General features: G+C 67.8%; 31 protein-coding genes. 12 read left to right on the top strand and 19 right to left on the bottom strand.

The window, feature by feature from the left end; genetic code table 11:
- Window positions 1–17: 17 nt before the first annotated feature.
- The 14 genes from Leucomu_RS13045 to Leucomu_RS12980 form a co-directional block, all read right to left on the bottom strand.
- Window positions 18–1,397, bottom strand: a complete 1,380-nt coding sequence (locus tag Leucomu_RS13045; protein ID WP_128387485.1) for a replicative DNA helicase — start codon at window positions 1,395–1,397, stop codon at window positions 18–20.
- On the bottom strand, window positions 1,394–1,753 hold the full coding sequence (locus Leucomu_RS13040) for a hypothetical protein (RefSeq protein ID WP_128387484.1): 360 nt from the start codon (window positions 1,751–1,753) through the stop codon (window positions 1,394–1,396). The genes Leucomu_RS13045 and Leucomu_RS13040 overlap by 4 nt, the downstream gene beginning before the upstream one ends.
- Entirely contained in the window at window positions 1,750–2,580 is an 831-nt protein-coding gene (locus Leucomu_RS15280; RefSeq protein ID WP_194294558.1) for a hypothetical protein, read from the bottom strand. Before Leucomu_RS15280 ends, Leucomu_RS13040 begins: the two co-directional genes overlap by 4 nt.
- A complete protein-coding gene (locus Leucomu_RS13030; protein WP_128387483.1) occupies window positions 2,577–3,002 on the bottom strand; it encodes a hypothetical protein in 426 nt (141 codons plus the stop codon). The genes Leucomu_RS15280 and Leucomu_RS13030 overlap by 4 nt, the downstream gene beginning before the upstream one ends.
- The gene (locus Leucomu_RS13025; RefSeq protein ID WP_128387482.1) at window positions 2,999–3,187 is read right to left on the bottom strand and encodes a hypothetical protein; all 189 of its coding nucleotides are present in this window, start codon (window positions 3,185–3,187) and stop codon (window positions 2,999–3,001) included. The genes Leucomu_RS13030 and Leucomu_RS13025 overlap by 4 nt, the downstream gene beginning before the upstream one ends.
- The gene (locus tag Leucomu_RS13020) at window positions 3,184–3,630 is read right to left on the bottom strand and encodes a hypothetical protein (RefSeq protein WP_128387481.1); all 447 of its coding nucleotides are present in this window, start codon (window positions 3,628–3,630) and stop codon (window positions 3,184–3,186) included. Before Leucomu_RS13020 ends, Leucomu_RS13025 begins: the two co-directional genes overlap by 4 nt.
- Entirely contained in the window at window positions 3,627–4,499 is an 873-nt protein-coding gene (bet, locus tag Leucomu_RS13015) for a phage recombination protein Bet (RefSeq protein ID WP_128387480.1), read from the bottom strand. The genes Leucomu_RS13020 and bet overlap by 4 nt, the downstream gene beginning before the upstream one ends.
- The gene (locus Leucomu_RS13010) at window positions 4,496–5,566 is read right to left on the bottom strand and encodes a YqaJ viral recombinase family protein (RefSeq protein ID WP_128387479.1); all 1,071 of its coding nucleotides are present in this window, start codon (window positions 5,564–5,566) and stop codon (window positions 4,496–4,498) included. The genes bet and Leucomu_RS13010 overlap by 4 nt, the downstream gene beginning before the upstream one ends.
- Window positions 5,563–5,895 carry a hypothetical protein gene (locus Leucomu_RS13005; protein WP_128387478.1) on the bottom strand — a complete coding sequence of 111 codons (333 nt, stop codon included), beginning with the start codon at window positions 5,893–5,895 and terminating at the stop codon, window positions 5,563–5,565. Before Leucomu_RS13005 ends, Leucomu_RS13010 begins: the two co-directional genes overlap by 4 nt.
- A 29-nt stretch (window positions 5,896–5,924) precedes the next feature.
- Window positions 5,925–6,569, bottom strand: a complete 645-nt coding sequence (locus tag Leucomu_RS13000; RefSeq protein WP_128387477.1) for a hypothetical protein — start codon at window positions 6,567–6,569, stop codon at window positions 5,925–5,927.
- On the bottom strand, window positions 6,566–6,934 hold the full coding sequence (locus Leucomu_RS12995) for a RusA family crossover junction endodeoxyribonuclease (RefSeq protein ID WP_228407386.1): 369 nt from the start codon (window positions 6,932–6,934) through the stop codon (window positions 6,566–6,568). The genes Leucomu_RS13000 and Leucomu_RS12995 overlap by 4 nt, the downstream gene beginning before the upstream one ends.
- A gap of 232 nt (window positions 6,935–7,166) precedes the next feature.
- The gene (locus Leucomu_RS12990) at window positions 7,167–7,466 is read right to left on the bottom strand and encodes a hypothetical protein (protein ID WP_128387475.1); all 300 of its coding nucleotides are present in this window, start codon (window positions 7,464–7,466) and stop codon (window positions 7,167–7,169) included.
- Between the two features lie 87 nt (window positions 7,467–7,553).
- The gene (locus Leucomu_RS12985) at window positions 7,554–7,793 is read right to left on the bottom strand and encodes a hypothetical protein (RefSeq protein WP_128387474.1); all 240 of its coding nucleotides are present in this window, start codon (window positions 7,791–7,793) and stop codon (window positions 7,554–7,556) included.
- The gene (locus Leucomu_RS12980; RefSeq protein ID WP_128387473.1) at window positions 7,790–8,011 is read right to left on the bottom strand and encodes a helix-turn-helix domain-containing protein; all 222 of its coding nucleotides are present in this window, start codon (window positions 8,009–8,011) and stop codon (window positions 7,790–7,792) included. Before Leucomu_RS12980 ends, Leucomu_RS12985 begins: the two co-directional genes overlap by 4 nt.
- Before the next feature lie 173 nt (window positions 8,012–8,184).
- Between Leucomu_RS12980 and Leucomu_RS12975 the strand changes: the two genes are divergently transcribed.
- The 3 genes from Leucomu_RS12975 (at window position 8,185) to Leucomu_RS12965 (ending at window position 10,526) form a co-directional block, all read left to right on the top strand.
- Window positions 8,185–8,796 carry a helix-turn-helix domain-containing protein gene (locus tag Leucomu_RS12975; protein WP_164884569.1) on the top strand — a complete coding sequence of 204 codons (612 nt, stop codon included), beginning with the start codon at window positions 8,185–8,187 and terminating at the stop codon, window positions 8,794–8,796.
- 7 nt (window positions 8,797–8,803) lie between these two features.
- Window positions 8,804–9,250 (top strand): ImmA/IrrE family metallo-endopeptidase, encoded by a 447-nt coding sequence (locus Leucomu_RS12970; protein ID WP_228407114.1) that lies wholly within the window; start codon window positions 8,804–8,806, stop codon window positions 9,248–9,250.
- A 133-nt stretch (window positions 9,251–9,383) separates the two neighbouring features.
- Window positions 9,384–10,526, top strand: coding sequence for a site-specific integrase (locus tag Leucomu_RS12965; protein WP_164884568.1), 1,143 nt, complete (start codon window positions 9,384–9,386; stop codon window positions 10,524–10,526).
- Window positions 10,527–10,750: 224 nt separating this feature from the next.
- On the opposite strand, the gene Leucomu_RS12960 is transcribed toward Leucomu_RS12965, so the two are convergent.
- Window positions 10,751–11,098 (bottom strand): hypothetical protein, encoded by a 348-nt coding sequence (locus tag Leucomu_RS12960; RefSeq protein WP_128387470.1) that lies wholly within the window; start codon window positions 11,096–11,098, stop codon window positions 10,751–10,753.
- 219 nt (window positions 11,099–11,317) lie between these two features.
- Between Leucomu_RS12960 and Leucomu_RS12955 the strand changes: the two genes are divergently transcribed.
- The 3 genes from Leucomu_RS12955 (at window position 11,318) to Leucomu_RS12945 (ending at window position 14,118) form a co-directional block, all read left to right on the top strand.
- Entirely contained in the window at window positions 11,318–11,527 is a 210-nt protein-coding gene (locus Leucomu_RS12955; RefSeq protein ID WP_017883808.1) for a hypothetical protein, read from the top strand.
- Window positions 11,524–12,714, top strand: a complete 1,191-nt coding sequence (locus tag Leucomu_RS12950; RefSeq protein ID WP_128387469.1) for a baeRF2 domain-containing protein — start codon at window positions 11,524–11,526, stop codon at window positions 12,712–12,714. The genes Leucomu_RS12955 and Leucomu_RS12950 overlap by 4 nt, the downstream gene beginning before the upstream one ends.
- 495 nt (window positions 12,715–13,209) lie before the next feature.
- Window positions 13,210–14,118, top strand: a complete 909-nt coding sequence (locus tag Leucomu_RS12945; protein ID WP_267128427.1) for a glutamate--cysteine ligase — start codon at window positions 13,210–13,212, stop codon at window positions 14,116–14,118.
- 29 nt (window positions 14,119–14,147) lie between these two features.
- Here Leucomu_RS12945 and Leucomu_RS12940 read toward each other — a convergent pair whose 3' ends face one another.
- Window positions 14,148–15,581, bottom strand: a complete 1,434-nt coding sequence (locus Leucomu_RS12940) for an aldehyde dehydrogenase family protein (RefSeq protein ID WP_128387467.1) — start codon at window positions 15,579–15,581, stop codon at window positions 14,148–14,150.
- A gap of 450 nt (window positions 15,582–16,031) precedes the next feature.
- The gene (locus Leucomu_RS12935) at window positions 16,032–17,507 is read right to left on the bottom strand and encodes an APC family permease (protein ID WP_017883803.1); all 1,476 of its coding nucleotides are present in this window, start codon (window positions 17,505–17,507) and stop codon (window positions 16,032–16,034) included.
- Between the two features lie 365 nt (window positions 17,508–17,872).
- Here Leucomu_RS12935 and Leucomu_RS12930 point away from each other — a divergent pair, with 365 nt between their 5' ends.
- Window positions 17,873–18,640: an agmatinase family protein gene (locus Leucomu_RS12930; protein ID WP_267128426.1), complete on the top strand. Its 768-nt coding sequence runs from the start codon at window positions 17,873–17,875 to the stop codon at window positions 18,638–18,640.
- A gap of 97 nt (window positions 18,641–18,737) precedes the next feature.
- Here the strand turns inward: Leucomu_RS12930 and Leucomu_RS12925 are convergent, their stop codons facing one another.
- Together Leucomu_RS12925 and Leucomu_RS12920 are read right to left on the bottom strand one after the other, a co-directional pair.
- Window positions 18,738–19,250 (bottom strand): Lrp/AsnC family transcriptional regulator, encoded by a 513-nt coding sequence (locus Leucomu_RS12925; RefSeq protein WP_128387465.1) that lies wholly within the window; start codon window positions 19,248–19,250, stop codon window positions 18,738–18,740.
- A gap of 139 nt (window positions 19,251–19,389) precedes the next feature.
- Window positions 19,390–20,166 carry an IclR family transcriptional regulator gene (locus Leucomu_RS12920; RefSeq protein ID WP_017883800.1) on the bottom strand — a complete coding sequence of 259 codons (777 nt, stop codon included), beginning with the start codon at window positions 20,164–20,166 and terminating at the stop codon, window positions 19,390–19,392.
- Window positions 20,167–20,292: 126 nt separating this feature from the next.
- On the opposite strand from Leucomu_RS12920, the gene Leucomu_RS12915 reads away from it, so the two are divergent.
- From Leucomu_RS12915 to Leucomu_RS12895, 5 genes are read left to right on the top strand one after another with little or no spacing between them, the layout of a single operon-like run.
- On the top strand, window positions 20,293–21,066 hold the full coding sequence (locus Leucomu_RS12915; RefSeq protein WP_017883799.1) for an alpha/beta fold hydrolase: 774 nt from the start codon (window positions 20,293–20,295) through the stop codon (window positions 21,064–21,066).
- The gene (locus tag Leucomu_RS12910) at window positions 21,063–23,021 is read left to right on the top strand and encodes a flavin-containing monooxygenase (protein WP_017883798.1); all 1,959 of its coding nucleotides are present in this window, start codon (window positions 21,063–21,065) and stop codon (window positions 23,019–23,021) included. The genes Leucomu_RS12915 and Leucomu_RS12910 overlap by 4 nt, the downstream gene beginning before the upstream one ends.
- A gap of 3 nt (window positions 23,022–23,024) precedes the next feature.
- A complete protein-coding gene (locus Leucomu_RS12905; RefSeq protein ID WP_017883797.1) occupies window positions 23,025–23,228 on the top strand; it encodes a tautomerase family protein in 204 nt (67 codons plus the stop codon).
- On the top strand, window positions 23,225–24,061 hold the full coding sequence (locus Leucomu_RS12900; protein ID WP_128387464.1) for an ABC transporter ATP-binding protein: 837 nt from the start codon (window positions 23,225–23,227) through the stop codon (window positions 24,059–24,061). Before Leucomu_RS12905 ends, Leucomu_RS12900 begins: the two co-directional genes overlap by 4 nt.
- On the top strand, window positions 24,054–24,872 hold the full coding sequence (locus Leucomu_RS12895; protein WP_164884567.1) for an SDR family NAD(P)-dependent oxidoreductase: 819 nt from the start codon (window positions 24,054–24,056) through the stop codon (window positions 24,870–24,872). The genes Leucomu_RS12900 and Leucomu_RS12895 overlap by 8 nt, the downstream gene beginning before the upstream one ends.
- The last annotated feature ends 37 nt before the right edge of the window (window positions 24,873–24,909 follow it).

The raw sequence follows: 24,909 nt of genomic DNA, 5'->3' as shown, positions 1-24,909 counted from the left end.
TTCCTTCATTCCTTTCTTCAGAACATGCCGAGCGGCTTGGAGGTGACGCGCGCGAAGCGGCCCTCCCAGCGCAGATCTCGGCGCCCAACACGGCCGTGGCGGTTCTTCGCCACGTACATCTGCAGCACGTCACCCGGCTCATCGTCGGCCTCGAGCTTGCGCTGCAGCATCAGCACGACGTCGGCGTGATGCCCGATCGCATCCGACTTCGACAGGTCTGCGAGCGTCGGCGGGCGCTGGGCCGGCTGGTTGCCTTTGCCCTTCGTCTGCACGCTCTCTCGGTTGAGCTGCGACAGCACGATCACCGGGCACCGGAGCTCGCGGGCGAGGATCTTGAGCTGGCGCGCGATCTCGCCGACCATCTCGTGCACTGGCATCCGCTTGTCGTGCGAGGAGATGAGCTGCAGGTAGTCGACGACCACCCCGGCTATCCCGCCTTTCCGAGCGACGCCGCGCGCGAATCCCTTCACCTGCTGCACCGTCACTCCCGAACGGTCGTCGACATAGATCGGCAGACGCTGCACGGCGGACTTCGCAAGAACGAGCTGCGCCTTGTCGCTCTGGGAAAGGTCGTGCCGTGTCATAGACGACATGGGGATCTGGCCTCGTTGAGCTGCCAGGCGCTCTCGGAGTTGATCTCTGCTCATCTCCAGCGCTGAGAAGGCAACCGGTCCGTGGTCCGCGAGTGACGCGGCGATCTGCAGCCCTACATTCGACTTGCCGCCCCCTGGCCGTGCACCGACGACATACAGAGCCCCCGCTTTGAGCCCTCCTAAGAGGTCATTGATCTCGTGCCATGGGGTCGGCACGTACGTCGGGGGAGTGTCGAGTGACGCGACCCACTCGTCCCAACCTTCTCCGATCGTCTGGGCAGCGACAGTGCGCTCTCCGAGAATCCCCTCGAGCTCGACGCGGATCTGCTCGATGGTGTCGTTCGGGTCGCCCTCGCCGAGGTAGCCGGCGCGGGCGACCTTCTCGCCGAACTGGATCATGCGGCGATGCGCTGCCTTCTCCCTGACGATCTCCGCGTAGAACCCCGCATTGGAGGCGGTGGGGACGATGCTCGTCAGCTCGTGCAGGTAGAGCACGCCACCGGGGACGCCGGGGAGTTTCCCGGTGCGCTGCAGTTCGTCGCCGACGGTGATCGCATCCACGGGATGCCCGCCGGCGTGCAGGGCCGCGACTGCGTCGAAGATCGTCTCGTGCTTCGGCTCGAAGAAGTCCGTCCCGCGCAGCACGTCTGCGACCTCTGCGGCGGCTCGGGCGGAGATCATCGCGGCGCCGAGCACCGACTGCTCAGCGACCACGTCGCGCGGCTCGCCACGTTCGTCCGTCGGTGGGAGCGCCAGCTGCGCACCACCCCACGGGTCCTCGGTCTGCGGGTCGTAGTCGCTCATGCTTCCACCCCCAGCCACCTCGACCGCAGATGCGCGACCCACTCGTGGTCGTCGCGCCGTTCCGCGAACTCCTCCGCTGGGACCCCAGCAGCAGCACAGAGCATCTGCTCAGCCGCGGTGAGTGCCGGCGGTTCCCATGCGCGCTCCTGCTTCAGCCCGGTGATGCCCTCGACGATGTGCACCGGCATCAGCCACTCGTGCGACGACCGCAGATGCTCCCTGACCGCCTCAGCAGCGTCGGCGAAGTCGAACTCGCCGATGACCGCGAACCACGCTTCGACATGCTCGGCCTCCACGCGACGGTTGTCGAACGCGGACACGATCGCGAGCAGCTTCGCCACCTCTGATTTCTTCACGCCCCAACCTCCTTGCGTTCTTCGTTCTCGTACTGCTCCGCGAGCGACAGGTTCGCGACGACCGCGGCCCCGCGACGGCCTCGGGTGGCCTGCGCGCGCAACGTTTCGTACTTCTCCCGCAGCTTCGAAGCCGACAGGATGTTGCCCCGCCAGAACTCGTCTGACTGGCACCACCGGATCGCGTTCGCGATCTGCTCCTCGGAGCGCCCATCCCGGTCTATGAGGAGACGCATCGCGTCCCGATTCGTCTTGTTCCGACTCGGGAGCTTCTTCACGCCGTTCTTCGTGAGCTCGGAGTCGAGGAGATCGAGGAGCCGTTCGACGTCGGGTCTGTCCTCAGACACGACACTCTTATTGGGTACGGGTACGGGTACGGGTACGGGTACGGGTACGGGTACGGGTACGGGTACGGGTACGGGTACGGGGGCAGCGTTTCGGCCCTGGTTCGTAACCTGGTCGGTAACGTCCTCCGTAACCGGGTTACCGGGCTGGTTACTCTTTTGGTTACGCTCGCGCCACTTCCGCAGTTTTTCAGCGTTCTTGGCTCGTCGCTCCTCGGCATCAGCTCGTGAAGGCTGGCGTTCGTCCCACTGGTGGAACTGAAACCCGCCCTCGACCTCGTCCCAGAGGTCCGCAGCGACGAGAGCATCTGCTTCGTCTCGAGTGCCGAGCATCGACACCGCGGCGGCCGACACGAAACCATCGGTGAGTTGCTGCGCGCACCATGCTCCGGCGCGCACCCACAGACCCATCGCGGCGTTGCCTGCCTCAAGCACCTTCGGGTGCGTGGCCAGGCTGTCGTCGACCTTGAACCACATCTCGATCACCTCCTCACTGGGGCAACTGCCCCGACTTGCTCGCGCCATTCGTCCCACTCCTCGCCATAGACCTCGCGCATCATCTCCGCCGCCTCATCGGCATGGATCGGCAGCGCCGCCCCACCATCGGTGAGTCGCGCCCACCCGATCGAGTGCGCGTAGAACACGGGCACCGCGGACGGATCCTGCACCCAGCGCCGCACCTTCCACCCGTAGATCAGCGCGAACGTCTGCAGGTCGTGCTCGGCCCGCCAGTTGCACTCGAAGCAGAGCGTGAGCGAGTCCGTGATCGATGGGGGAGTCTTCGATCCGCCCATGCCGACCGCGCGGCGGTGCTGGTGGGTGAGCCGGTCCGTGCGCCCGCACGCCGCGCAACGATCGAGGTCGCGCTCGTACATGTCCTGACGGGTGGCCTTCGTCGGGGCGGTCATGCGAACACCGCCGACTTCGTCGCCCGGAACTCGTGCACACCTGTCCACGTCATCCGGTTCATCGCGTGCGGCGCTTCGAGCGTGAGCATCCCCTTCCGGGTCCGCCCCTCCACTCGCCACGGCTGCGGCTCGTCATCGACGCGGACGATGTCACCGACGTGGATCTCTTCGAGCTTCACCATCACGCCCTCCTCGGGTTCGAGGCGAGCTGGTAGGTGGCGAGCACGAGCTTCGACTGCGTCTGGAGACTGCTCTTGCGGGAGTCGACGAGGTCGGCGAGCCCTTTCGCATACCGGTACGCGATCTGCGCCGCGGCTTCCTCCGCCCGTTCCTGCTCGGTCGCGAGATCCACCGCCGCGGTTCGCTCGGCCGCGTTCTTCCCCTCGGCGCCTGCCTGTGCTTTCGACTTCGCCCGCAGCAGCACCTCGGCGGCGTCCCCGCGCACCCGGTCGGCTTCCTTCACGATCCACAGCGCCTTGTTCGCGACGGAGTCGACGCGCTCGAGCTGAAAGATGATCTCGTCCGGTGTGCGGATGGTGCCCGGGGCGGGCGGCTCGATCGCGATCTCCTGCCGCATCTTCGCCACCCACCCCTCGACCTCCGCGGCGGTGTGCGGCTTGGCGTTCACGCCTCACCCCTGGCTAGAATCTCGGCCTTCGCTCCGCGCAGCACCTGGTCGAGGTTCATGCCCTCCGCGACCGGGGCGCCGAGCAGGCCCTGCTCCTTCGCCTCCCCGTGCAGCGTGCGCAGCATGTCCACGCCCTGCTCCGCGCTCTCCGCGTCGAGGCACTGCTGGATCTTTGCCGCCCACTCCGCCGCGTTGTAGGCGGACTGCTCCGCGACGATCTCAGCCTCGATCGGTTCCTCGTCGACCGGCGCCGGCTGCACGCTCTTCGGCGCGGGTCGGGGCGCCTGCGGCGCGCCCTGCTTGGGTGCGTCGGCCTGGTCCATCTCCTCGGCCGAGTAGAGGCCCGACAGATCCTGCGGGAACGCTTTCCGAAGCGCCAGCATCTCCGCGCACTTCCCGAGCATCAGGGCCGGCATTTTCTTCCAGATCGGCGACCCCGCGTTGTAGGCGTCGAACGTCGCCACCGCATAGAGCGGCTCCACGAACCCCTCACGGTGGATCCCGACGCGCGCCGCACGGGGAGGCTCCTTGTCCAGCCACACGTCGAGCCACTCGCGGCCGTCAGCCGTCCACTGGGTGGGCGTCTGGCCGCGGTATTCGCGGGAGCGTTCCGCGACGAGGCGGGCGCCGTCGATCGAGATCTGCGTCGTCCATTTCCCGCCGCGCTCGATGCAGTAGATCTGTCGCGCGATGGGATCGAGCTGCGTGCGCTGGCAGTGCGACAGGAACGCTTCGACCACCGGGCGGGGCGCCAGTCGACGGTTCGCGGCGGGACCCGACACGAGGCCGGCGGCTTCGACGAGCGCGGCCTCCTGCGGCGTCCACGCGTTCGGATCTCCCGTGGTGGGGAGTGCGAGTGCGGTGCTCATACCTTCTGCTCCTTCGTCTGCTTGCCGGGCGTGATCGTTGCCCGCGCCGGCTTGCCCTTCTTCACGGCTCGCACCGTCTTCGTGTGCTGGTTCGCCAACTCGTCGAACGCGGCCTGCAGCTTCGTCACGCGGGCCTTCGCCCGGGCGAGCTGCTGCGCCTCCTTCGGGTGCGCCGCCTCCGCCGCTTCGAGGTCGACCACCTCGTCGTCGAACTCCTCATCCGGGGTGCCCGGCGTGATCGTCACCCGAGCGAGCGGAGACTCCTGCGAGATGCCCCGCGCGATCACGGCCGCGTAGGACTCCTTCTTGAGCGCCGTCCACGCCTTCTCCTCGTTGATCGCGCGGAGATAGTTCAGCGCGTGGGTATCAACCTCCTCATCGATCACGGGCCCGCCCTCCTCGCGCTGCCGATCGAGCTCCGCGAGGAACTCATCGGCGAGCTTCACGAGCTCAGCGATCAGGACGTCGTCGCGATCGATCCAGTAGCGATGCTCCGGGCCGGCGAAGAACGAGCCGTCAGGGTTCTCGAGTCGCTCTTCGACGACGAACCGGCAACGGGCGGCGCCGATCACGAACATCACCCACTGCACCTGGAACAGGTAGCCCTTCGCGTCGAAACGCTCCGAGCCCGGCGGGAGGTCATAGCCCGCGGTCTTGATCTCCGAGACATGCAGCTCGTCGTCGAACGTCACCGACAGCCCGTCAGGCGAGGCGAGGTAGCGCGAGTTCGCCGGGTGATGGAACACTCGCGACTCCGGTGCGAACCCCTCGCCCGCGAGCCGTGCCGCGATGACCGGCTCACGCTCCTTGCCCCACCCGATGACGGGCACGTGGGACAGATCCGCGACTTCGTCGACCCGGCCGAGCTTCCGATCGATAAGATCCTGCTGCGAGGTGTACGAGGAGCGGCCGATCTTCCGCAGGTAGAGGTCACGGACCTCTGTGGCGGTGATGCCCTGTCGGCGTTCGGCGAGCCAGGCCTCGCGGTCCTGGTCCGAGGCGCCGGCGCGTGGCTCGAGGTCGAGCAGCACGGGCACCGGATCGAGATCGGTGAATGCGAGGCTCACTCGGACTCACCGCCCCAGGGGATCGTGGGCAGCTCGGCGCCGTCCGCAGCATCCTCCAGCGGCAGCGGCTCGTTCCCCGTCCGCTTCACGTAGGCGTCCGTGAGGAGCTTGCGAGCCGCCTGAGCCTCCGCGCCGGTCAGCGGTTCGACTTGCTTCATGCGCACCGTCGCGGTCCGCATCCCGTCGTTCAGATCCTCGACGAGGGTGTGACCACTGATCACGACCACCGCCACGACGTCGTCGTGCTGCGCGCTCTTGAAGTGATCCTCGAGAGCTTGCAGGCCGTCGAGTTCCTCGTCGGGACGCTTCGACGTGTACTTGAGCACCATGGTGTTTCCTTCCGTTGGCCCCAGCCCGGTCAGGCGGGGGAGTCCTTGAGTTGCCGTGCTTTGAGGTCGAACCGGCGATGGCACGGCGTGCACCGGGGCTCGTAGTGGTCGAGCGAAAGGGAGTAGGCGCACAGTGAGTCGCCGAGGTACTCCTGCAGTTCTTCGGGATCGGAGTTGTCGTAGGACCACTCGTTCGCAGGGCCTCCGCAATCGACGCACTTGTAAGCCGCCGCCTTCCCGCGTTGCCGGAGCAGCCGCTTGTGGATGCCCGCATGCGTGATCTCGGCACCCTTGATCGGGCGTCCACTCGGCGCCATAGCGCGCGGGTCACCGTGCGTCCTGGCCCTCGCGTAGTGCTTGGAGCAGAGACCCTTCGCGAGCGCTACAGTCGTGCACTCATCGAGCGAGCACGACCTCTTCCTGCGAGGCTTCGTCACGAGCGGGTCGCCGTGCTTTCGCCACCTCCCGTAATGCAGGGTGCACATGCGTCGCGTGGCAGCATCCCGTTCGCAGGTTGCGACCATGCAGGGGCCAGTTGCTCCGAGCGGGTCGGTTGGTTTCAGGCAGATCTTGGGATCGCCGTGCTGCTTCCAGCGGTGGTAATGCTTCACGCACATGGCGCGGGAGAGCGCCGCGGTTGTGCACCCCTCGACGGTGCAGATCTTCGGGCTCACGATGCGCTCGCTTCGAAGATCCGAATCTCGGTTCGAGCATCGTCACCGGCCCCGTAGAAGCGCTTGATCCGGAGATCTTCGATCTGCTCATCATCGGCATACGCTGCGCCGTTCAAGGCGTCGGTAGCCAGCTTGCCCAAGTTGTCGGCATCCACTCCGCGCCGAGTCGCCCGGTAGAACCGCGCCTCGACCAGCAGCCGGCCGGTGAGCGGTTCAGCGCCCGGGTATGCCGCCCGGAACGCTGCGAGCACGCGCGCCTCCGCCTCCCGGGTGCGCTTGGGAGTGAACGAGCGCCCGCTCTTCGTAGCTCTCGGGCGTTCCTTCGGGAGCGGCTCCCCGCCGATCCGAAGCGCGAACCGCGGCACCCAGGTCACTGCTTCACTGCCTGGTCGATCCGGTGCGAGAGGCGGACGAGCCACCCCCACCACCCAGCAGGAGTACGCCCGCGACGACCCACACCGGCACCGCGGCGACCGCCACCCATCCGGGCGGGATTAGGCCGGCCACCGTGGCGAGCAGCGATGTGATCGCGAGCCCGCACAGGACCCGCCACACCAGGAGCGACGGGGAGCACCTTCGTGTCCGTGTGGCGCGCATTCACTGCTCGCCCCACTTCTGCTCCTCAGCGTGCGCGATCCGCCGCGTCTCTTCACAGTTCGGGCACTCGCACCCCATTCGGATCCGCTCGAGAATCGCCCGCCCCTCGGGGGAGTTCACCGGGATCGCGGTTAGGGGGCCGCGCCGGATCTCGTTCTCGATCGCGTCGTTCGCGAGCTCGAGCATCTTCACGAGCGCACGCTCACTCTGACGCCGGCGCCGCTCGACCCGGAGCGTGTGCACGAGGTAGGTGCCGCAGACCGCGACGAGCGCGATCCCGACGATGAACAAGGGGTCCATGATGGGGGTTCCTTCCGAAAATGGGTGTGAGAGACCGCGCCACCCAGCAGCGGCGTCGGATTGATGAAGCTGGAGAGGAGTGGGCTTCTACGCGCGCGGCTCAGATGCCGTCGAGCGGATCCACTCGGTGATGTCGGACTGTTCGTAGATGACCGTCTTCAGCGATGGCTTGAAGAAGCGAGGCTTGAGGTTCTTCTTGCGCCGCTCCGCGAGGATCTCCTCGGTCATGCCGGGGATCTGCTCGCACACGTCCGCGGGCGAGAGCCAGACCGGGGCGGACGCCTGGGCCTTACTGCCCGCCCGCAGCGGGACAACTTCGGCGCTCACGGGACCACCGCCAGGTCGGTCAAGGTGAGGAGATCGTCCAGGCTGCAGAGGGGGAAGGCGAGCTTCAGCCCGGCGATGAACTCGTTCGACGGCACCGACTTTCCCGTCGAGACCCGGTACAGCGTCGATGGGTCGACCTCCAGGCGGCGGGCGAGTTCGGCCTCCGAGGTGATCCCGTTCGCCCGCCTCAGCTCGTCGAGCTTCTGCCGGTTGAGCATGAACACCTTGCGTGTTGCGTGTGTGCTTGTGGATTGCATGGCAGCAACAATAGGCGTGGGCGTGCAGCTTCGCAACACGATTGCATGGCCGAAGATGCAGGAATGGCGCAATCGCGCCGATCTGCAACGCAAACCTATTGCACGCGTGCATGATCTGAGATACGATCGCTTCTGTGGAAACGAAGGCATGGACGCGCTATCTCGAAGCAGTCACGCACCCAGACAACGATCGAACTGTGGCGGAGAAGCTTGGCATCAGTCCGTCGACGATCTCGCGATGGGCGAGCGGCGCCGTGGATCCCAAACCGCGGCAGGTAGTCGCACTGGCCCGCGCATACGACAAAAACCCCCTGACGGCCTTGATCGCCGCTGGCTACCTCGATGAGTCTGATCTGGGGGACGAACTCACGATCACCGTCGCCCAAGACCTCGAAGAGGTGAGCACCGAGCAACTGGTCGGGGCGCTGCAAGAGCGGCTTGAGGTGATCGACCAGTATCTGTCCTGGATCGAGGAGATTGGGGGAGGCCGCAGCTCGAACGCGGGCCTCAGCGTGGATGTGCTCCGGTACATCCGTCCAGGCGTCGCGCCATCTGAGGCTCGTGGCGACGTTTACGTCAACGCCCTCGGGGACAGACTCCAGGGCGTGGAGGCAAATGGGCAACGGCTATACAGGCCGGCGGACAATGTCGGTGGTGCGCGCGAGACTTCTGAACCCAGACAGAGCGACTACGACCTGGTGTCTCATCCCTACACGGAGGAGACGGGCGAGCTGATGGACGAATAGGAGGCCCATGCAACGACTCATCGAGTACGCGTCTGAGATCGGGGTGACGTACGAGTTCGTGAAGGACCTCAGCCCGGTCCACCCTGGCAGGTACTCCGACTCGAAGCGGCACATCGAAGTGCTGGACGGGATGACGAATGTGAAAACGGTATGCGCGTTTGCGCACGAACTTGGTCACGCGACGATGCGGCACACGTCCTCGATTTTCAGCTACATCAACGCGCGGCAGGAGCGAGCGGCCGACGAATGGGCGGCGCACTTCCTCATCGACGTTGACGAGTACCGGCACGCGGAAGCGAAATACGGAACACGAACCGACTGGATCGGACAGGAGCTCGGAGTGCTCGATCGCCTTGTCGTCGCGTTCGAGCGAAGCCTCCACCGGATCGGAGACACGATCTATGTGAACCCCAAGATGGGGTCCGGTCAGTGCAACGCCAGATACTCGGCCTAAATGCAGAAGGCCCCCGAACCGCGGATCCGTCGCCAAACAGAAACCCGCGGCCCGGGGGCCCGAACACGATCCACCAGAAAGGTGAACCGATGCGAACAAAGATAGTCGAGCGCGCCCGAAAGCGGGCCCGCTGATGGCCACGATCAAGCCCTACGACACCGCGGCCGGGAAGCGGTACCGCGTGCGCTACAGGAAGCCCGACGGCGCCCAGACGGACAAGCGAGGCTTCAAGACGAAGAAGGAAGCGGAGCTCTTCCTCGCGTCAACTACGATCTCGAAGGCCACAGGGGACTATGTCGACCCGCAGGCGGGGAAGATCACGATCGGGCAACTCGGCCCAACGTGGCTGGCGGGTAAGAAGTCCGTGGTGAAGGTGTCGCAGTACGCGTCACTCGAGTCGAGCTGGCGCACGCACGTGCAGCCCGAGTGGGCCGACCGCGCCGTCGCGAGCATCAAGAAGTCAGAGGTGCAGACCTGGATTGCTGACCTGCGAGGCCGCCGCTCGGCGACGGTCGTGCTACGGGCCCACGGGATCCTCGCCGGCATCCTCGACAGTGCAATGCACGACGGGCGGATCTCGAAGAATCAGGCCCGCGCCGTGCAGCTCCCGAGGAAAGGCCGGGCCGGAAAGACCTACCTGACGCACGACCAACTGCAGCGTCTCGCGGCAGCCTCCAAGTATCCCACGCTCATGCTCGTGCTCGGCTACACCGGTCTCCGCTGGGGCGAGGTGAGCGCGCTCAGGGTGAAGCACGTGAACCAAGTGCGGCGGCGGTTCTCGATCGAGGAGAATGCTGTGCTCGTCGGCTCTGTCATCCATCCGGGCACCCCGAAGACGCACGAGCACCGCACGGTCCCGTACCCGCGCGTGCTCGCCCGGCGAATCAGGGAGCTCTGCGAAGGACGCGACCCGAACGAGCTCCTGTTCGGCGACGGCACCCACTACATGCGGCTCCCGCACCCCTCGCACTCGTGGTTGAACGAGGCGGCGCGGAAAGCGCGAGAGCAGCGGGAGCGAGAGGTCGCAGCTGCGAAGGCGGCGGGCCGGAAGCTGGTGCTCACGCCGGTGCCGACGGTCTCCGTGCACGAGCTCCGTCATACCGCGGCGTCCCTCGCAGTGTCGTCGGGGGCGAACCCGAAGGCCGTGCAGCGGATGCTCGGGCATGCGTCTGCGGCGATGACGCTCGATACGTACGCGGATCTCTTCGAGGACGACCTGGACGGGGTCGCGGATCGGCTCTCGGCGGCCGCGGAGAAGGCTGGTTTGGCGGCGTGATCCTTGCCCACATTTTGCCCACACTCGACCGTATTTCACACCCCCTGATACCCCCTCATGCCCCCTCATGATCCGCATGATTCCGCGGGAGGCGCCGCCCCGCCTAGGCGTGAGGCGGTTTCAAATCCCCCCGTCTCCGCCATGTGCCGAACAGCACGGAAGCCCCCGCCTCGGCGGGGGCTTCCGTTTTCCCCTCTCCCCCCGGAGTCGGGTGGCGCACCCGGTCAGTCGGGGGTGTCGAGGGAGATGTGATCCTCGTCCCGTCGTTCGGGTCCGCCGGTGTATGCGCCCGAGTCGGCCTCCTCGGCCGTCTCGAACGCGTCGGCGCCCTCGTCGGCGTCGAGCTCGGGGTCCTGATCCGCGTTCCCGCTCTGCACGGCCGCACGATCGTCAGGCTCGTGCTTGTCGGCGGCCCGCGGCGGATCCGCGGCGTCCGGCCCGACCTTGCCCGCCTGGTCGGCGGTGGGTACGGACCGATCCACCGAATCCGGCGCGGTCGCGGTCGGCTGCTCGGGATCCTGCCCCCGGCGCTCCTCCGGCGACGGCACGTTCTCTCGCTCATCCTGCTGCATGCGGGGCACCGCCTTTCGAATCGTGGGGTGCCCGATGCTACCCGCGTCTCGTCCGGCGCGGGCGGGGCTTGTTCCGCGATCCCGGCTCTGCTAAGCGGCGGTGCGGTCGCCTCTAGCGCCCGCCGCCGGACGCGTCAACCCGCTCCCATCGGGCGGGCCGCCGATCTATCGTGGCCCGAAACGATCCAGTGCGACGACAGCGACCGGGAGGAGAGCACGATGAACGCGGAGCGCGGCAACACGAAGCACGGCCCCCAGCAGGACGAGCAGCTCGAGCAGGAGACGCGAGGGATGGTGCAGGGCCACGGCGGCAGCCCGCACGTCGAACCGTTCCGCGAGAGCGAACCCCTGCCCGACGACACCGACGCGCCCGAGGTGGAGCGCGCCTTCCGAGGAGACCGCCGCGACGGGGAGGAGGGCGACGTATGACCGCCAACGCTGATCTCGCCGAACTGCTCGCCGAGCCGGGGCCGTGGACGTTCGCCTACGTCGACGGGCCGGGCGCCGAGCCCCAGGTGGTCGAGGAGTCGCGCAGGGATTCCGTGCGCGACCGGCTGCTCGAACTGGGAGCCCCCGAGCAGGATGCACGAGCGGTGCTGCGCGCCCTGGAGCAGGCGACCGGCGTGCCGAGCCCATCCGCCCGGTACCTGCTCGTGCGCGGCGGCGAGGTGGCGCTCGACGCGAGCTTCGCGCAGCCCCGCCGCGGGCCGGAACGGCTCGGGCACGGCCCGGTGCCCGAGATCCTGCCGCTGCTGCGGCATCGGGCGTCGTCGATCCGGTACCTCGTCGTGGAGGCCGGGCGCGAGGGCGCGGATGTGCGCGCCGAGTCGGCCGACCGATCCGCACCGCAGCACGTCGTCGAGGTGGAGGGCCGCGACGACAGCCTGCCGAAGGTGCAGGCTGGCGGGTGGTCGCACGCCCGGTATCAGCGCCACTCCGAGGAGATCTGGAAGCACAACCAGTCCGAGGTCGCAGAGGTGGTCGACCGCCTCGTGCGGGAGGAACGTCCGGTCGTGGTGGTGCTCGCGGGCGACCTGCGGGCGCGGCAGTTGCTGCGGGAGCGCCTCGCGCCGGCGAGCCGGGAGCTCGTGGTGGAGGTCGAAGCGCACACCCGCGCGGCGGGGTCCGATGAGCGGGTGCTCGACGACGCGATCGCCGATGCGCTGACGGAGCGCACGCACCGCGCCGTCGAGGAGGCGCTCGACCGCGCCTCCGCCGAGAACGGGAGCCGGGGCGCGAGGGGCATGGGCGCCGTCGTGGAGGCGCTGCAGCAGGCGCGCGTGGAGACGCTGCTCATCGACGGACGCTCGATCGACGCCGAGCAGACGGACGTCGAGAGCGGCGAGGACGGCGAGGGCCGTCGGGGCACGGAACGGCTCGAAGCGCTCGACTCCCCGCCGTGGGTCGCACTCGGCGGCGCGTCGGTGCCCGGCGAAGCGGCGAGCCTCGGATCGCGGCCCGCCGACGAGGCGCTCGCCCGAGCGGCGATCCTCACGGGTGCGCAGCTGCACGTGCTCGAGGAGGACTACGCGGCCGCGGACGAGCCGCGACCGGACCGCGCGCCCCGGCAGCCGGTGGCCGTGCTGAGGTGGACCGAGAGCCCTGCAGGCCCCTGAGGGAGCCCGGGCCAAAAGTCAAGGGGCTTACCGGGCGCTGCCCCACCCTCGAAGCTGGATGCGATTCCCGACGACGTGTCGGCGGCGCAGCCGACGGGCCGGAGCGGCTCGGGATCGGCTGGCCGCCGGTACGGATGACCGGCTCGAGAGCGGTGGACGGGAGGATCAGCATGGTCGCGAGGAACGCCGAATCCGCGCCCCGCACGGTCGGGGTCGAGGAGGAGCTGCTGCTGGTGGACCGCCACTCGGGTCAGCCGATCGCCGCCGTCGAAGCGGTGATCGATGCCGCAGAGGTGCTGCCCGGGGGCGAGCGCCGTGATCCCGGGCCCGGCGACGGGGAGCGCGGCCCGGGGGAGCGCCGCTCAGCGGCCCTCGGGGGCGGCACCGCCCCTCCCGGGTTCGACCGGGAGGTGAAGCGGGAGCAGATCGAGATCGTCTCGCCCCCCCTGCGCCACCCTCGACGAGCTCGCGCGGTCGATCCTCGACGGGCGACGGTTGGCGGATCAGGCGGCGCGCCGCGTGGGCGCCCGCGCGGTCGCGATGGGCACGAGCGCGCTGCCCGTCGATTCCCACCTGACGCCGAGCCCCCGCTACGCCGCGATCGGCAAGCGCTTCGGTCTCACGATGCGGGAGCAGCTGACCTGCGGCTTCCACGTGCACGTGGCCGTGTCGAGCGACGCCGAGGGCGTCGCGGTGCTCGACCGCATCAGGCCCTGGCTGCCCGTGCTGCTGGCGCTGAGCAGCAACTCGCCGTTCTGGATGGGCGAGGAGACCGGGTACGCGAGCTACCGCTACCAGGTGTGGGGCCGCTGGCCGTCGGCCGGCGCCTACGACGTCTTCGGATCGCCCGGCGAGTACCACCGGATCGTCGAGTCGCTCATCGGCAGCGGCGTCGTGCTCGACTCCGGCATGGTGTACTTCGACGCCCGGCTGAGCGATCACTACCCGACGGTCGAGGTGCGGGTGGCCGACGTCTGCATGGACGCGGGCCACGCCGTGGTGATCGCCGCCCTGGTGCGCGCGCTCGTCGAGACCGCGTCGCGGGACTGGCGGCGCGGTGCGGCGCCCTCACCGGCGGAGACCGGTCTGCTGCGGGTCGCCATGTGGTCGGCGAGCCGGTTCGGGATCGGCGGCAGCGGTCTCGTCGATCCGATCCTCGGGGCGCCCCGCAGCCCCCGTGCGGCGGTCGCGACCCTGCTCTCCCACGTCGCCTCCGCGCTCGACCACGCGGGCGATCGCGAGCTTGTGGAGAGCGGCCTCGAGCGCATCCTCGCTGAGGGCACGGGTGCCGACCGCCAGCGACGGGTGCTGCGCCTCTCGGGCGGCCTGCGCGCCGTCGTGATGGACGCGGCCGAACTCACCAACCGGGGCTCGGCGCCGTCGAGCGCGCCCACGGCGGCGTAGCGATCCGCCGGACCCTCACCGCCGGATCCTCAGCGACGCACGGCCGCACCGAGGTGCACCACCTTGACGGTGGTCATCTCGTCGAGCAGCTCGGGGCCGTAGCCGAAGCCGGATCCGCTGCGCCCGCGGGGCTGCGCCGACCCGCCCGGGGCGCCCCCGAACACGGCGTTCACCTTCACCGTTCCCACTGGCAGCGCGTCGATCGCGTGGTGGGCGTGGGCGAGATCGGCGGTCAGCACCGTGGCCGCCAGGCCGTAGTCGTCGTGCGCGGCCGACTCGACCGCCTCGGCGAAGCCGTCGACCGTCATCACCGCGGCGACCGGCCCGAACGTCTCCTCCGAGAAGATCCGCATGCTCGGCGCGCAGTCCGAGAGCACGGTCGCGGGGTAGCGGCTGCCGGCCCCCTGGGGCAGCTCCCCGCCCGTCAGCACCCGCGCGCCCGAGGCGACGGCGTCCGCGACGTGGGCGTGCACCGTCTCGCGCATCCGCTCGTCGACGAGGGGTGCGACGACCCCGCGCTCGGTGCGATCCGATGCCTCCTCCGTGAGCGCCGCCAGGAACTCGTCGGCGATGTCGCGGTGCACGAAGATGCGTTCCACGGCCGTGCAGATCTGCCCGCTGTTTGAGAAGGCGCCGACCGCCGCCTGGGCGGCGGCCCAGCGGGGATCCACGTCGGCGTCGACGATCAGCGCGTCGTTGCCGCCGTTCTCGCGGATGAGGTGCGCGCCCGTGAGAGCGACGATGCGGGCGATGCGCTCACCTGCGAGGGTGGAGCCGACGTGCGCGACGACGTCGACGTCGGGCGAGCCCACGAGCATCTCGCCCTCGCGCGAGCCGCCGATGACCGTCGCGATGACGCCGCTCGGGAAGTGCGGTTCGAGCACCTCCCCGAGCAGCCGGCCGAGATGCGGGCAGCGCTCGCTCGGCTTGTGCACGACGGTGTTGCCGACGCCGAGGGCCGCGCCGATCAGACCGGCGCTCACTGCGACGGGGTCGTTCCAGGGGGTCACGAGCGCCGCGACCCCGCGCGGTTCGGCGCGCATGAGATCCAGAGCCTCATTCGCCCCCAGCAGGCTGCGCCCGCGGTGGAGCGGGGCGAGCTCGGCGTACTGCAGCAGCGTGTCGACGGCCGCCCGCACCCCGCCCGCGGCCTCCTCCCGGTCCCGACCCGTCTCGCGGTGATTGAGGTCGGCGAGATCGCCCTCCCGCTCGCCGAGCGCGTGCGCGGCGCGGCGGAGGGCCGCTCCCCGCTCCGCCGCGGGGGTCGCGCGCCAGGCGGGAAAGGCGCGTCGAGCCCGCGCGACGGCCTCGCGGATCCCGCTCTCCGCGGTCACCGGCACGGTGCCGACCGGGGTGCCGTCGTGGGGATCCGTGATCGCGATGCCCTCGCCCGCGCCCGGGTTCGACCTCGTGCCAGGGTCGGCGTTCGTGTGCGGGTCGGTGTTCGTGCCCTCGGTCGTCATGATGCGCGCTCCTCGTCTCGTGCTCGTGCCGTCTGCGGTCCCCCTCCCCTTACCCGAACGGGGCGGGGTTCACTCGCGGAGCTGTTCGCCGGGCGCGGAGCGTGGCGGGTGGTGCGGGCGGAAGCGGTCTCAGAGAAGGCGCTCGGGCCGGTATCGGGGGAGCGGGATCGTGGCTTCGAGCTCGTCGGAGTCGTCGTGGATGTTCGTGATGGGCGGGGCCGCAGGCGGCTGCGTGCTGTCGGTCATGGCGTGCTCCTTCGTGCAGGGACACTCAGTATCGGCGAGACCGGCGTCGCGCGGGAGGGGCTGGTGCCGCCGTGCGAATGCCGGATATGATCTTCGGTTCGGCGGGCGAGGGACGCGGAGAGCGCGAGGGCGCGAGGGGCGCGGTGCGGGGCCCGGCCCGCCCTCCCGGAGAACGGGAGGACGGGCCGGAGCGGCGAGACGGCCTCAGTCGACGCCCACCACGGTTTCGGGTCGGGTGAGCGCCCGATCATCCATGCCGGGCGAGCGTTTCCGCATGGTGATGTAGATCACCGCGCCGATGCCGGCGATGAGCAGGGTCGCGAGCACCGAGGACCAGTCGGCGAGCCAACCGCCGCCGCTCTCGCGGGGCCACAGCACGTTGATCGTCTCGAACACCAGCCACGCCAGCGCGATCCACGAGACCGGGCCGCCCCAGCGGCCGAGGAACAGCGGCTCGTCGCTCGGGGGCGTCCACCGCTTCGTGGCCCTCGCGATCGCGAACCCGAGCACCGGGAACGTGAATGCGAGGAAGAAGCCGATCACTGTGAATGCGATGAGGATGTTGTACATGCCCTCGCTCTGCAGCGGGATGAAGAGCAGCATCGGGATGATGCCGGCCACGAGCGTAGCGGTGATGGGCAGCGACTGCCGCCCGCGGAGCTTGCCGAGGGAGCTGGCGAAGGGCAGCTTGCCGTCACGTCCGTACACCCAGATCACTCGGGAGACCGCGGTGTGGATGCTCATGAGGCTGGCGAGGAACGCGATGATGAACATCACGAGAATCACCTTGACCGCTTCGCCGGGCAGGTAGTGGGCGAGGATCGCGAGCACCGGGTCGGCCGCGGCCTCGGTGCTCGTGAGGAAATCGGCGCTCGGGATCGCGAGAATGAAGGCCAGGCCGGTGAAGAGCACCGTGACGGCGATGAGGACGATCGACCAGACGATCGCGCGGGGAACCGCCCGGCGCGGCTCGTGCACCTCCTCGGCGATGGTGCTCGCGCTCTCGAAACCGAGTGCCGACCAGCCGGCGAAGACGAGGGCGAGCACGAGCGGGGCCGAGAGCAGGGCGCCGCCCGGCGAGAGATCGAGGCCTTCGAAGAGGATCGCCGGGCTGTTGTGACGCTCGAAGAGGAGCAGGTAGACGCCGATGCCGATCGACGCCACGAGTTCCGCCGCGACGCAGGCGTAGGCGATCGCCTTCACCACCCAGCGCCCGGCGAGGTTCAGCGCGGTCGTCACGGCGAGCATGCCGATCGCCAGCAGCGTGACGAGGGCGACGTTGCCGGCGTCGAGGTCGAAGAGCGCGGCGACGAAGATCGCCGCGCTGTACGAGACCGAGGTCAGTGCGATCAGCAGGGCGCAGATGTAGGTCCAGCCGGCGAACCAGCCGTAGCGCTCCCCGAGCAGGCGACGAGACCACTGGTAGACGCCGCCCGCGTCCGACCAGCGGGAGGCCAGCACGCCGAGCGTGAGGGCGACGAAGGTCTGGCCGACGAACACCACCACCCAGCCCCACCAGAAGCCGGGCCCGACGGCCTGCAGCCCGACGCCGAAGACGCTGTAGATCGCGACGATGGGCGAGATGAAGACGAAGGCCATCGACAGGGCCGAGCCCGTCGTGAACTCTCGCTTCATCGTTCTGCCCGGCTCGGGCGCCGCCAGCGTGCCTGATTGGCTCATGTGAACTCCAATGTTCCTGTTCTCAACATTCCAGCGACTTGAAGGTACCCTTATCTCGGCCTAATGTGCAATACTAGCGACGAATTACGGCGCTGTAATGAAGATCAGGGGCCATAATTCGGACCGCAGTGATCGAATCGGGGTTTTGAGGGAAATATCGTGAGTGCGCACAACCAGATCAGTAATTTCGCGGCCATCTCGAGCGGGGTGATCTCGCTTCTGGGCGCCCCGCACGTGCCCACCGATGAGCTGCGCGACCGGCGCCCCAGGGCGGCGTTCCTCGGCTTCCCCTACGAGGGGGCAACGCCGCGATCGAGCGCCCGGGAAGCTCGAACGGGCCGCGCGGGCTCCGCATCGCCTCGAACATGACGTTCCCCTGGTCGTTCGAGTGGGACGTGGATCTCTTCGAGAGCTACGACCTCGTCGACTGCGGCGACAGCCCGGTCGCAGTCGGCAATCTCGAGCGCACGCACGAGATGGTGCAGGCCGAGATCGCCAAGATCCTGGATGCCGGCGCCATGCCCCTCATCGTCGGCGGCGACCACTCCGTGTGCGTGCCGGGAACCCGCGCGCTGTCGGAGCACCTCGGCAGCGATCGCAAGATGGGGTACGTGCACCTCGACGCCCACCTCGACGCGGGCGAGGACATCGGCGGCGACTATCAGACCAACTGCAGCGGGCTCGTGCGGGCCGCCGACCTCCCGAACGTGAGCCCCGAGAACGTCGTCGCTATCGGCGCGCGCGGCACGATCAACGTGCCCGACTGGTGGGAGGCCGTGAAACGGCGGGAGATCAACGTGGTCACCATGTCCGACGTGCGGCGGGGAGGCTTCGAGAAGACCATCGCCGAGGCGCTCGACCAGGCCTGGGACGGCGTCGACGGCGTCTACGTGTCCTTCGACTGCGACGTGATCGACTCCGCCTACGCCCCGGGCACGACGGGCCCCGAGCCGGGCGGCTTCACCGGTCCCGAGATCATCCGCATCGGTCAGATGATCGGGGAGCGGGGGCCCAGCGCGGTCGACAACGTCGAACTCGCCCCGCTGTACGATCCCAGCAACATCACCGCGCGGCTCGTCTGGGAGGTGCTGAGCCAGATGCTCTTCGCCAACGCGAAGCACAATCTGCGGTAGGGCGAAGCCCCGGGAATGGCGCGGGACGGATCAGCCCGAGGCGATCCGGCCCGCACCCTCCCGGGGTGTCCGGCTCCTGCCGGAGCCGCGATCCCGGCTACCCCTCAGGATGCGCGATGCTGTGCTCGGGCAGGTGCTCCTTGGTCACGTCGGGCACCTCCCACTCGTAGCCGAACTTCGCGATCCTGAGCACGTTGATGGTCTCGGTCGAGGTCACACCCTCGAGTTCGCCGATCTCCTTGAGCAGGAAGTCGGCGAGGTGCTCCCGCGAGCCGAGGAAGGCCTCGGCGAGCAGGTCCCAAGGGCCGGCGACGTGGGCCAGATAGCGCACCTCGGGCATCGCTGCGACCCGAGCCGCGACCTGCTGCAGCTTCGACCGCTCGACGTTGAAGCCGACGTAGATGCAGGTGTCGAGGCCGATGAGATCGGGGTCGATCACGGGCAGCACCTTCAGGCCCTGATCCTGCGTGAGGCGCTGCAGTCGCTTCCGCACGGTGCGCTCGGTCAGGCCGACCCGCTCGGCGATGCGGGTGTTGGGCATGCGGCCGTCCTCGCGGAGACAGGCGAGGATCATGCGATCCTTCTCGTCCATGGATCGCGCTCTGCTCATTTTCGGCCCCTCATCGAGATTCCGGGTCGTGATTCGACCCTTTCGCCCCGAATATAGCGCAAGACGGCTTGTCGTCTCTTGAAGTGGGCGTCGTTCAGGTGCCTCCCTGTCGCGAGGATCGGACGAACCGCCGGAGCCTTTATGCGGCGATCTCCCCGGCCACCTCGTCGATCTCACTCTGTGCCGCACCCACAACCGACATCAGGAGTTCGGCATAGTCGGACACGACGTCTGCGCTCAGACGATACACGGGGCAGCAGATCGAGATCGCCGCGACCGGGCGCCCCCCGACGAGGATCGCCCGCGCGACGCCTCCGACGTCGTAACGGTACCCGCCGAGGTTGAACGCGTAGCCTCGCTCCCGGGCTTCGGCGAGCGTCGTTCGGAGCGCCTGAGGCGTGGCGATGGTTCCCGGAGTGAATCTCGCCAGCGGAGCGGAGAGATAGTTCTCGACATACTCATTCGTCTGGAACGCCAGCTGGATGAGCCCGGGAGAGACCGCATGTGCCGGCGAGCGGCCGCCGACCTTGATCACCGACCTCACGGGGCGGGTCGAGACCAACTGCTCATCGTAGACGACGAGGCGGCGCTCCAGGTGGGTGAGATGGATCGACTCCTGCGTCAAGCGGTGCAACTGGGTCATGTACGGGAAGAGCGTCTCCTTGTAGGAGGCGACTCCCGTGGTTTGCTGCAGCGTGGTGCGGAGCACCGGGCCTAACTGGTACTGCTTTGCCTGGTTTTGTGACAACCATCCACGCGACACCAGTGTCTGGCAGATGCGGTACGCGCTCGCCTTCGACATGTCGAGTTCGCGAGCGATGAGCGTGGTTCCGGCGCTGCCTCGATCGGCAATCAGCTCGATCACAGTGGTGGTCTTGGTGACCAGCTCCAAAGGCTCCGAGCGTTTCTGTGCCATGTTGGCCATCGTATCCGGATGGCGCGTGTTTCACTAGGCGAAAAGCAAGATTACATTGACTGGAATATGTGGTTGTGTTTCTGAGAACGCGAACAGCAACGAAGCTTGAAAGGCGCGCACAGGCACATGAATCACCTGAGAAACGAAGAGATACCGGTCGCCTTCCTGCACAGCCTCGGGGCGGATGCCGGCTCATGGGCGCGTGTCGTCGATCTGCTGCCCGCCGACATGCTGGCCATCACACCGGAGACTCCCGCCCACGGGGAGCAGCCGCGTCCCGGTGAGCACAGCCTCCTCGATTGGGTAGCCTCGCTGCGGCGGCAGATACGAGCCGAGCACCAGGGGCCGGTGCATCTCGTCGGGGTCTCGATGGGAGGTTTCCAGGCCGTCGCATACGCGGCACTGCACCCAGAAGAAGTCCGCTCACTCGTGGTCTCCGACTCGTTCATCTATCTTCCGGAGCAGACGGTCGAGGCGCGACTGAACAGCATCGACGCGTCGGTGGTCGAGGCTGGAATGCGCGGCTATGCCGAGCGCTACGTCGAGACGACCCTGACGCGCGATGTTCCCGAACCGCATCCGGGCCGGCTAGTAGACGCAATCGCCGGTATTCCAGCCGACGACTATGCCGCGGTAGCGGCCGTCTGCTTCGGCGTCGACGCGCGGAAGCTTGCTGCTCGGGTGGTCTGCCCAAGTCTGGTGCTCATCGGAGACCGAGACGAGAAGACGCCTCGAGTCCTCTCTGAAGAGGTAGCGACCGCGCTCGGAGAAAGCCTGATCGTGGAGATCCCCGGATCGGGGCACCTGCCGAACCTGGATGCGCCAGAGGAGTTCGTCCGCGTCATCGTCGACTTCATCCGCAATCCGTCAACCCGCAAGGAGAACCCCCACCGCTCATGAGCACCATCGAAATCAATCCCTCAGTCGCACCGCAGCTGCCGAACTATTCCAAGAGCGAACTACGCGGCTTGGTCGCCGGTGCGGAGCTCCCGCCGCTCCTGGCGACCCTGGCCTTCCTGCTCGGCGATGAACGATTCGTCTCCGAACAGGTGAGACCCCCGCTCACTCCGGCGCAGGCCGAGATCTTCCCGCAGGGCGGGATGTCGCCGGAACAGCAGGAGCAGGCTCGGACACTAGCAGTGGAGGGGGTGGCGCGGTACCTCTCCGGAGAACGCGCCGCAGTCAGCGTGCCGCCCCAGCGCATTCTGGATTTCCTCACCGGTGGAGAAGCGCAGGAGTACGAAGATCTGCTGCTGCACGAGCTCGGCGAGCCCAAGCACGGCACGCCCACCGTTCCGAGGGGGATCGATCTCTCTCGCTATCGGGTGGCCGTGATCGGCGCCGGAATGTCTGGTCTCGCGATGGCGTACAACCTGAAGCGCGCCGGGGTAGACCACGTGGTGTTCGAGAAGAACGCGGGATGCGGAGGCACCTGGCTCGAGAACCGCTACCCGGGGTGCCGGCTCGATACGAACAATTTCGCCTACTCCTTCTCGTTCGCGCAGAGAGCCGACTGGCCCGACCAGTTCTCGAAGCGAGATGACATCTGGCAGTACTTCGACGTCGTGGCCGACGAGTACGAGATCCGAGACAAGATCAGGTTCAATACGTACGTCAGTTCCGCCGTTTTCGACGAGGATCAGGCGAAGTGGCTGGTGACCTCCGCCGGCTCCGACGGGCTCCCTCTCACCGAAGTCTTCGACTTCGTGGTGATGGCGGTCGGCCAGCTCAACACTCCCAAGCTGCCGGACATCCCGGGGATCGAAGACTTCGCCGGCGAGTGGTGCCACTCTGCGACGTGGCCTGAACACCTCGACATCACGGGTAAGCGTGTCGCAGTCGTGGGCACGGGCGCCAGTGCCTACCAGATCGTCCCCTCGATCGTCGACCAGGTGCAGGGGCTCTACGTCGTTCAGCGCACAGCGCCCTGGATGATGCCGACACCCACCTACCAGCAACCGCTCCCCGAGGGCATGCTCACTCTTCTGCAACTGCTTCCGGAGTACGCGAAGTGGCTGCGCTTCTGGCAATTCTGGCTCGCGGCAGAGGGCAGGATGTCCCTCGTCACCGTTGACGCCGAATGGGATCGTGCCTCGAATGCCAGCACCATCTCCATGTCGAACCTGCAGTTCCGCGAACAACTGCTCGAGAGATTCCGCAGCCAGTTCGCGGACCACCCCGAATTGCTGGAGAGAGTGATCCCCACCTACCCGCCGGGTGGTAAGCGCCTTCTGCGCGATGACGGATCATGGGCGCGGGCCCTCACCTCTCCGCACACGGAACTGGTGACCGACGGAGTCGAGCACATCACGCCAGGCGGGCTGATGCTTGTCGGGGGCCGGGAGATCGAGGTGGACGTCATCGTCTACGCCACCGGCTTCGCCGCGAGCGACTTCCTCTCCACCATCGATGTGCGCGGCACGGGCGGCACGTCGATCCGGGAGTTCTGGGATGGCGAGGCCCGCGCATACAAAGGGGTATCGGTGCCGGGCTTCCCCGGCCTCGGGATGCTCTACGGCCCGAACACCAACCTGGTGGTCACCGGTTCAGCGGTCTTCATGTCGGAGTGTGCAGCCGAGTACATCGTGCGGCTCATCATCGAGATGGAGCTCCGCGGCGGTCGGCAGATCGACGTGACCGATGAGGCGTACCGCGAGTACGCGCGGGAGATGGATCGCGAGAACAGGCTGCGCGCCTGGGGCGTCGACGGATTCGACAACTGGTACAAGAACAAGCGGGGCACGGTCACTCAGAACTGGCCGCTCTCGCTGCATCGCTTCTTTGAGGACTCGAGAAGCGTCGAAACGCAGGACTACGTCTCGGTGTCGCCGAGCAAACGAGAAGGAAGCGAGTAGAAGATGCCGTACATTCAAGTTTTCGAGGCCCAGCAGCGAAGCTCTGAGGAGGCGGGACGCATCGTCCGCGCCGTCACCGAAGCCTACGCGCAGTCGGCCGAGATCCCAGCCGCCAAGGTGCAGGTGGTTCTCTCCGCGATCCCGCGCGATCACTGGGGCGTCGGAGGGAAGACGCTCGAGGCGCAGGACGAAGAGGCGAGGTCATGAGCACGCTCGCCGACGCGGTCTCCGAGGAGGTCTCCGTCGTGATGCGGGTGAGTGGTCTCAAGAAGGTCTACGGCCAAGGAGACGAGGCGGTCGAGGCGATCAGCAACATCTCTTTCGAGGTGGCGCGAAACGAGCTGATCTGCGTGGTGGGCCCCTCCGGCTGCGGAAAGACCACGCTGCTGCGGTGCATCTCCGGGTTGATGAGCCCGAGTGAAGGCGAGGTCGAAGTGTTGGGCAAACGGGTGACCGAGCCGCCGGCCGACCTCGGGCTGGTATTCCAGGACTACAGCAGGTCGCTCTTTCCCTGGATGCGGGTAGCTCAGAATGTGGAGTTCACGCTAAAACGGCTGCCGATCGACAAGACCGAGCGTACGCGGCGTGTGAGCGAGGCCCTCGAGGCAGTCGGCCTCAGCGGTTTCGAGCGCAAGTACCCGTGGCAGCTGTCGGGCGGCATGCAGCAGCGGGTGGCTATCGCCCGCGCGCTGGCCTTCCAGCCGAAGGTGCTGCTGATGGACGAACCCTTCGCATCGGTCGATGCTCAGACGCGTAGCGAACTCGAAGATCTGGTGCTCCGGCTGCGCCACACCTACGATGTGACTGTCGTGTTCGTCACGCACGACATCGACGAGAGCGTCTACCTGGCCGATCGCGTCGTCATCCTGTCGTCCCGACCGACCCAGGTGCGTGAGGAGCTCGCGGTCGACCTGCCCCGGCCGCGAGATCAGATCACCACGAAAGAACTTCCGGAGTTCGCGCATCTGAGGGCGCACGTGTTCGAGTCCATCATGACCTCCGTGCGTCCAGGGTCGCCCCTCGGAGCGGATCGTGGTTGACCGGGACGGCAGTGAGGTTCCCGACTATCTCACGCCGGTGAGATCGGATGGCGCTGCGATCGTGTTCGGCGCCGGGAACGGCATCGGCCGACAGGCTGCGCACGCCTTAGCGCAGACGGGCAAGCGGACCATCTGCGTCGATATCGACGACCGGCGGGCGCGACGGGTGGCCGATGAGATCGGCGGGATCGCCTGCAGCGCGGACGCCACGGAGCAGGTCGGAATGGAACGTGTCATCGAGGTCATCGAGACAGAGGGTCTGGTCGTCGACTGCGTGGTCGATGTCATCGGGGTCGCGTACTTCTCGAGGGTCGACGAGATCGATGACGGTTCCTGGGATCGACAGCTTGCGATCGTGGTCGACCACGCCAGACGCATTCTGCGAGACCTGCAGCCGCGGCTTCCGGACGGCGCCACGATCACCTTCGTCAGTTCGGCGGTCGCGCACAGCGGTGGTCAGGGAATGGCGGCGTATGCCGCAGCCAAGGCCGCCCTGCACTCGCTCGTGCAATCGGCGGCCGTCGAGCTCGCCGAACGACGGGTACTGGTGAACGCGGTATCGCCCGGAGTCGTCGCCACACCCAGGATGAACGAACTGCTCGCCGGGAAGCGCGCCGAGGAGTTCGCGCGCGCGATCCCCCTCGGCCGACTCGTGACGCCACAGGAGGTCGCAGCGGCGCTGCTGTTCGTCGCGCTCGGATCCTGCGGATCCCTCACGGGCCAGTCGATCGTCATCGACGGAGGGGTCTCCGCACGATTCCCCTATCCAGATTTCGTCGACCGGGGTCGGCCGCCCCGCAGCGACGGGTAGTCCGTAGGCCAGAGAAAACGAGAGAGAAGAGAACTGC

The organism is Leucobacter muris (assembly GCF_004028235.1).
Taxonomy (GTDB): domain Bacteria; phylum Actinomycetota; class Actinomycetes; order Actinomycetales; family Microbacteriaceae; genus Leucobacter; species Leucobacter muris.
This window is presented reverse-complemented; position numbering and strand designations above follow the sequence as displayed.

Bases quoted from the DNA above. Each gene is read 5' to 3' on its own strand.
- Leucomu_RS13045 (WP_128387485.1), bottom strand. From the start codon at position 1,397: ATGAGCGACTACGACCCGCAGACCGAGGACCCGTGGGGTGGTGCGCAG.
- Leucomu_RS13030 (WP_128387483.1), bottom strand. From the start codon at position 3,002: ATGACCGCCCCGACGAAGGCCACCCGTCAGGACATGTACGAGCGCGAC.
- bet (WP_128387480.1), bottom strand. From the start codon at position 4,499: ATGAGCACCGCACTCGCACTCCCCACCACGGGAGATCCGAACGCGTGG.
- Leucomu_RS13005 (WP_128387478.1), bottom strand. From the start codon at position 5,895: ATGGTGCTCAAGTACACGTCGAAGCGTCCCGACGAGGAACTCGACGGC.
- Leucomu_RS12990 (WP_128387475.1), bottom strand. From the start codon at position 7,466: ATGGACCCCTTGTTCATCGTCGGGATCGCGCTCGTCGCGGTCTGCGGC.
- Leucomu_RS12980 (WP_128387473.1), bottom strand. From the start codon at position 8,011: ATGCTCAACCGGCAGAAGCTCGACGAGCTGAGGCGGGCGAACGGGATC.
- Leucomu_RS12970 (WP_228407114.1), top strand. From the start codon at position 8,804: ATGCAACGACTCATCGAGTACGCGTCTGAGATCGGGGTGACGTACGAG.
- Leucomu_RS12965 (WP_164884568.1), top strand. From the start codon at position 9,384: ATGGCCACGATCAAGCCCTACGACACCGCGGCCGGGAAGCGGTACCGC.
- Leucomu_RS12960 (WP_128387470.1), bottom strand. From the start codon at position 11,098: ATGCAGCAGGATGAGCGAGAGAACGTGCCGTCGCCGGAGGAGCGCCGG.
- Leucomu_RS12955 (WP_017883808.1), top strand. From the start codon at position 11,318: ATGAACGCGGAGCGCGGCAACACGAAGCACGGCCCCCAGCAGGACGAG.
- Leucomu_RS12950 (WP_128387469.1), top strand. From the start codon at position 11,524: ATGACCGCCAACGCTGATCTCGCCGAACTGCTCGCCGAGCCGGGGCCG.
- Leucomu_RS12940 (WP_128387467.1), bottom strand. From the start codon at position 15,581: ATGACGACCGAGGGCACGAACACCGACCCGCACACGAACGCCGACCCT.
- Leucomu_RS12935 (WP_017883803.1), bottom strand. From the start codon at position 17,507: ATGAGCCAATCAGGCACGCTGGCGGCGCCCGAGCCGGGCAGAACGATG.
- Leucomu_RS12930 (WP_267128426.1), top strand. From the start codon at position 17,873: ATGACGTTCCCCTGGTCGTTCGAGTGGGACGTGGATCTCTTCGAGAGC.
- Leucomu_RS12925 (WP_128387465.1), bottom strand. From the start codon at position 19,250: ATGAGCAGAGCGCGATCCATGGACGAGAAGGATCGCATGATCCTCGCC.
- Leucomu_RS12920 (WP_017883800.1), bottom strand. From the start codon at position 20,166: ATGGCACAGAAACGCTCGGAGCCTTTGGAGCTGGTCACCAAGACCACC.
- Leucomu_RS12915 (WP_017883799.1), top strand. From the start codon at position 20,293: ATGAATCACCTGAGAAACGAAGAGATACCGGTCGCCTTCCTGCACAGC.
- Leucomu_RS12910 (WP_017883798.1), top strand. From the start codon at position 21,063: ATGAGCACCATCGAAATCAATCCCTCAGTCGCACCGCAGCTGCCGAAC.
- Leucomu_RS12905 (WP_017883797.1), top strand. From the start codon at position 23,025: ATGCCGTACATTCAAGTTTTCGAGGCCCAGCAGCGAAGCTCTGAGGAG.
- Leucomu_RS12900 (WP_128387464.1), top strand. From the start codon at position 23,225: ATGAGCACGCTCGCCGACGCGGTCTCCGAGGAGGTCTCCGTCGTGATG.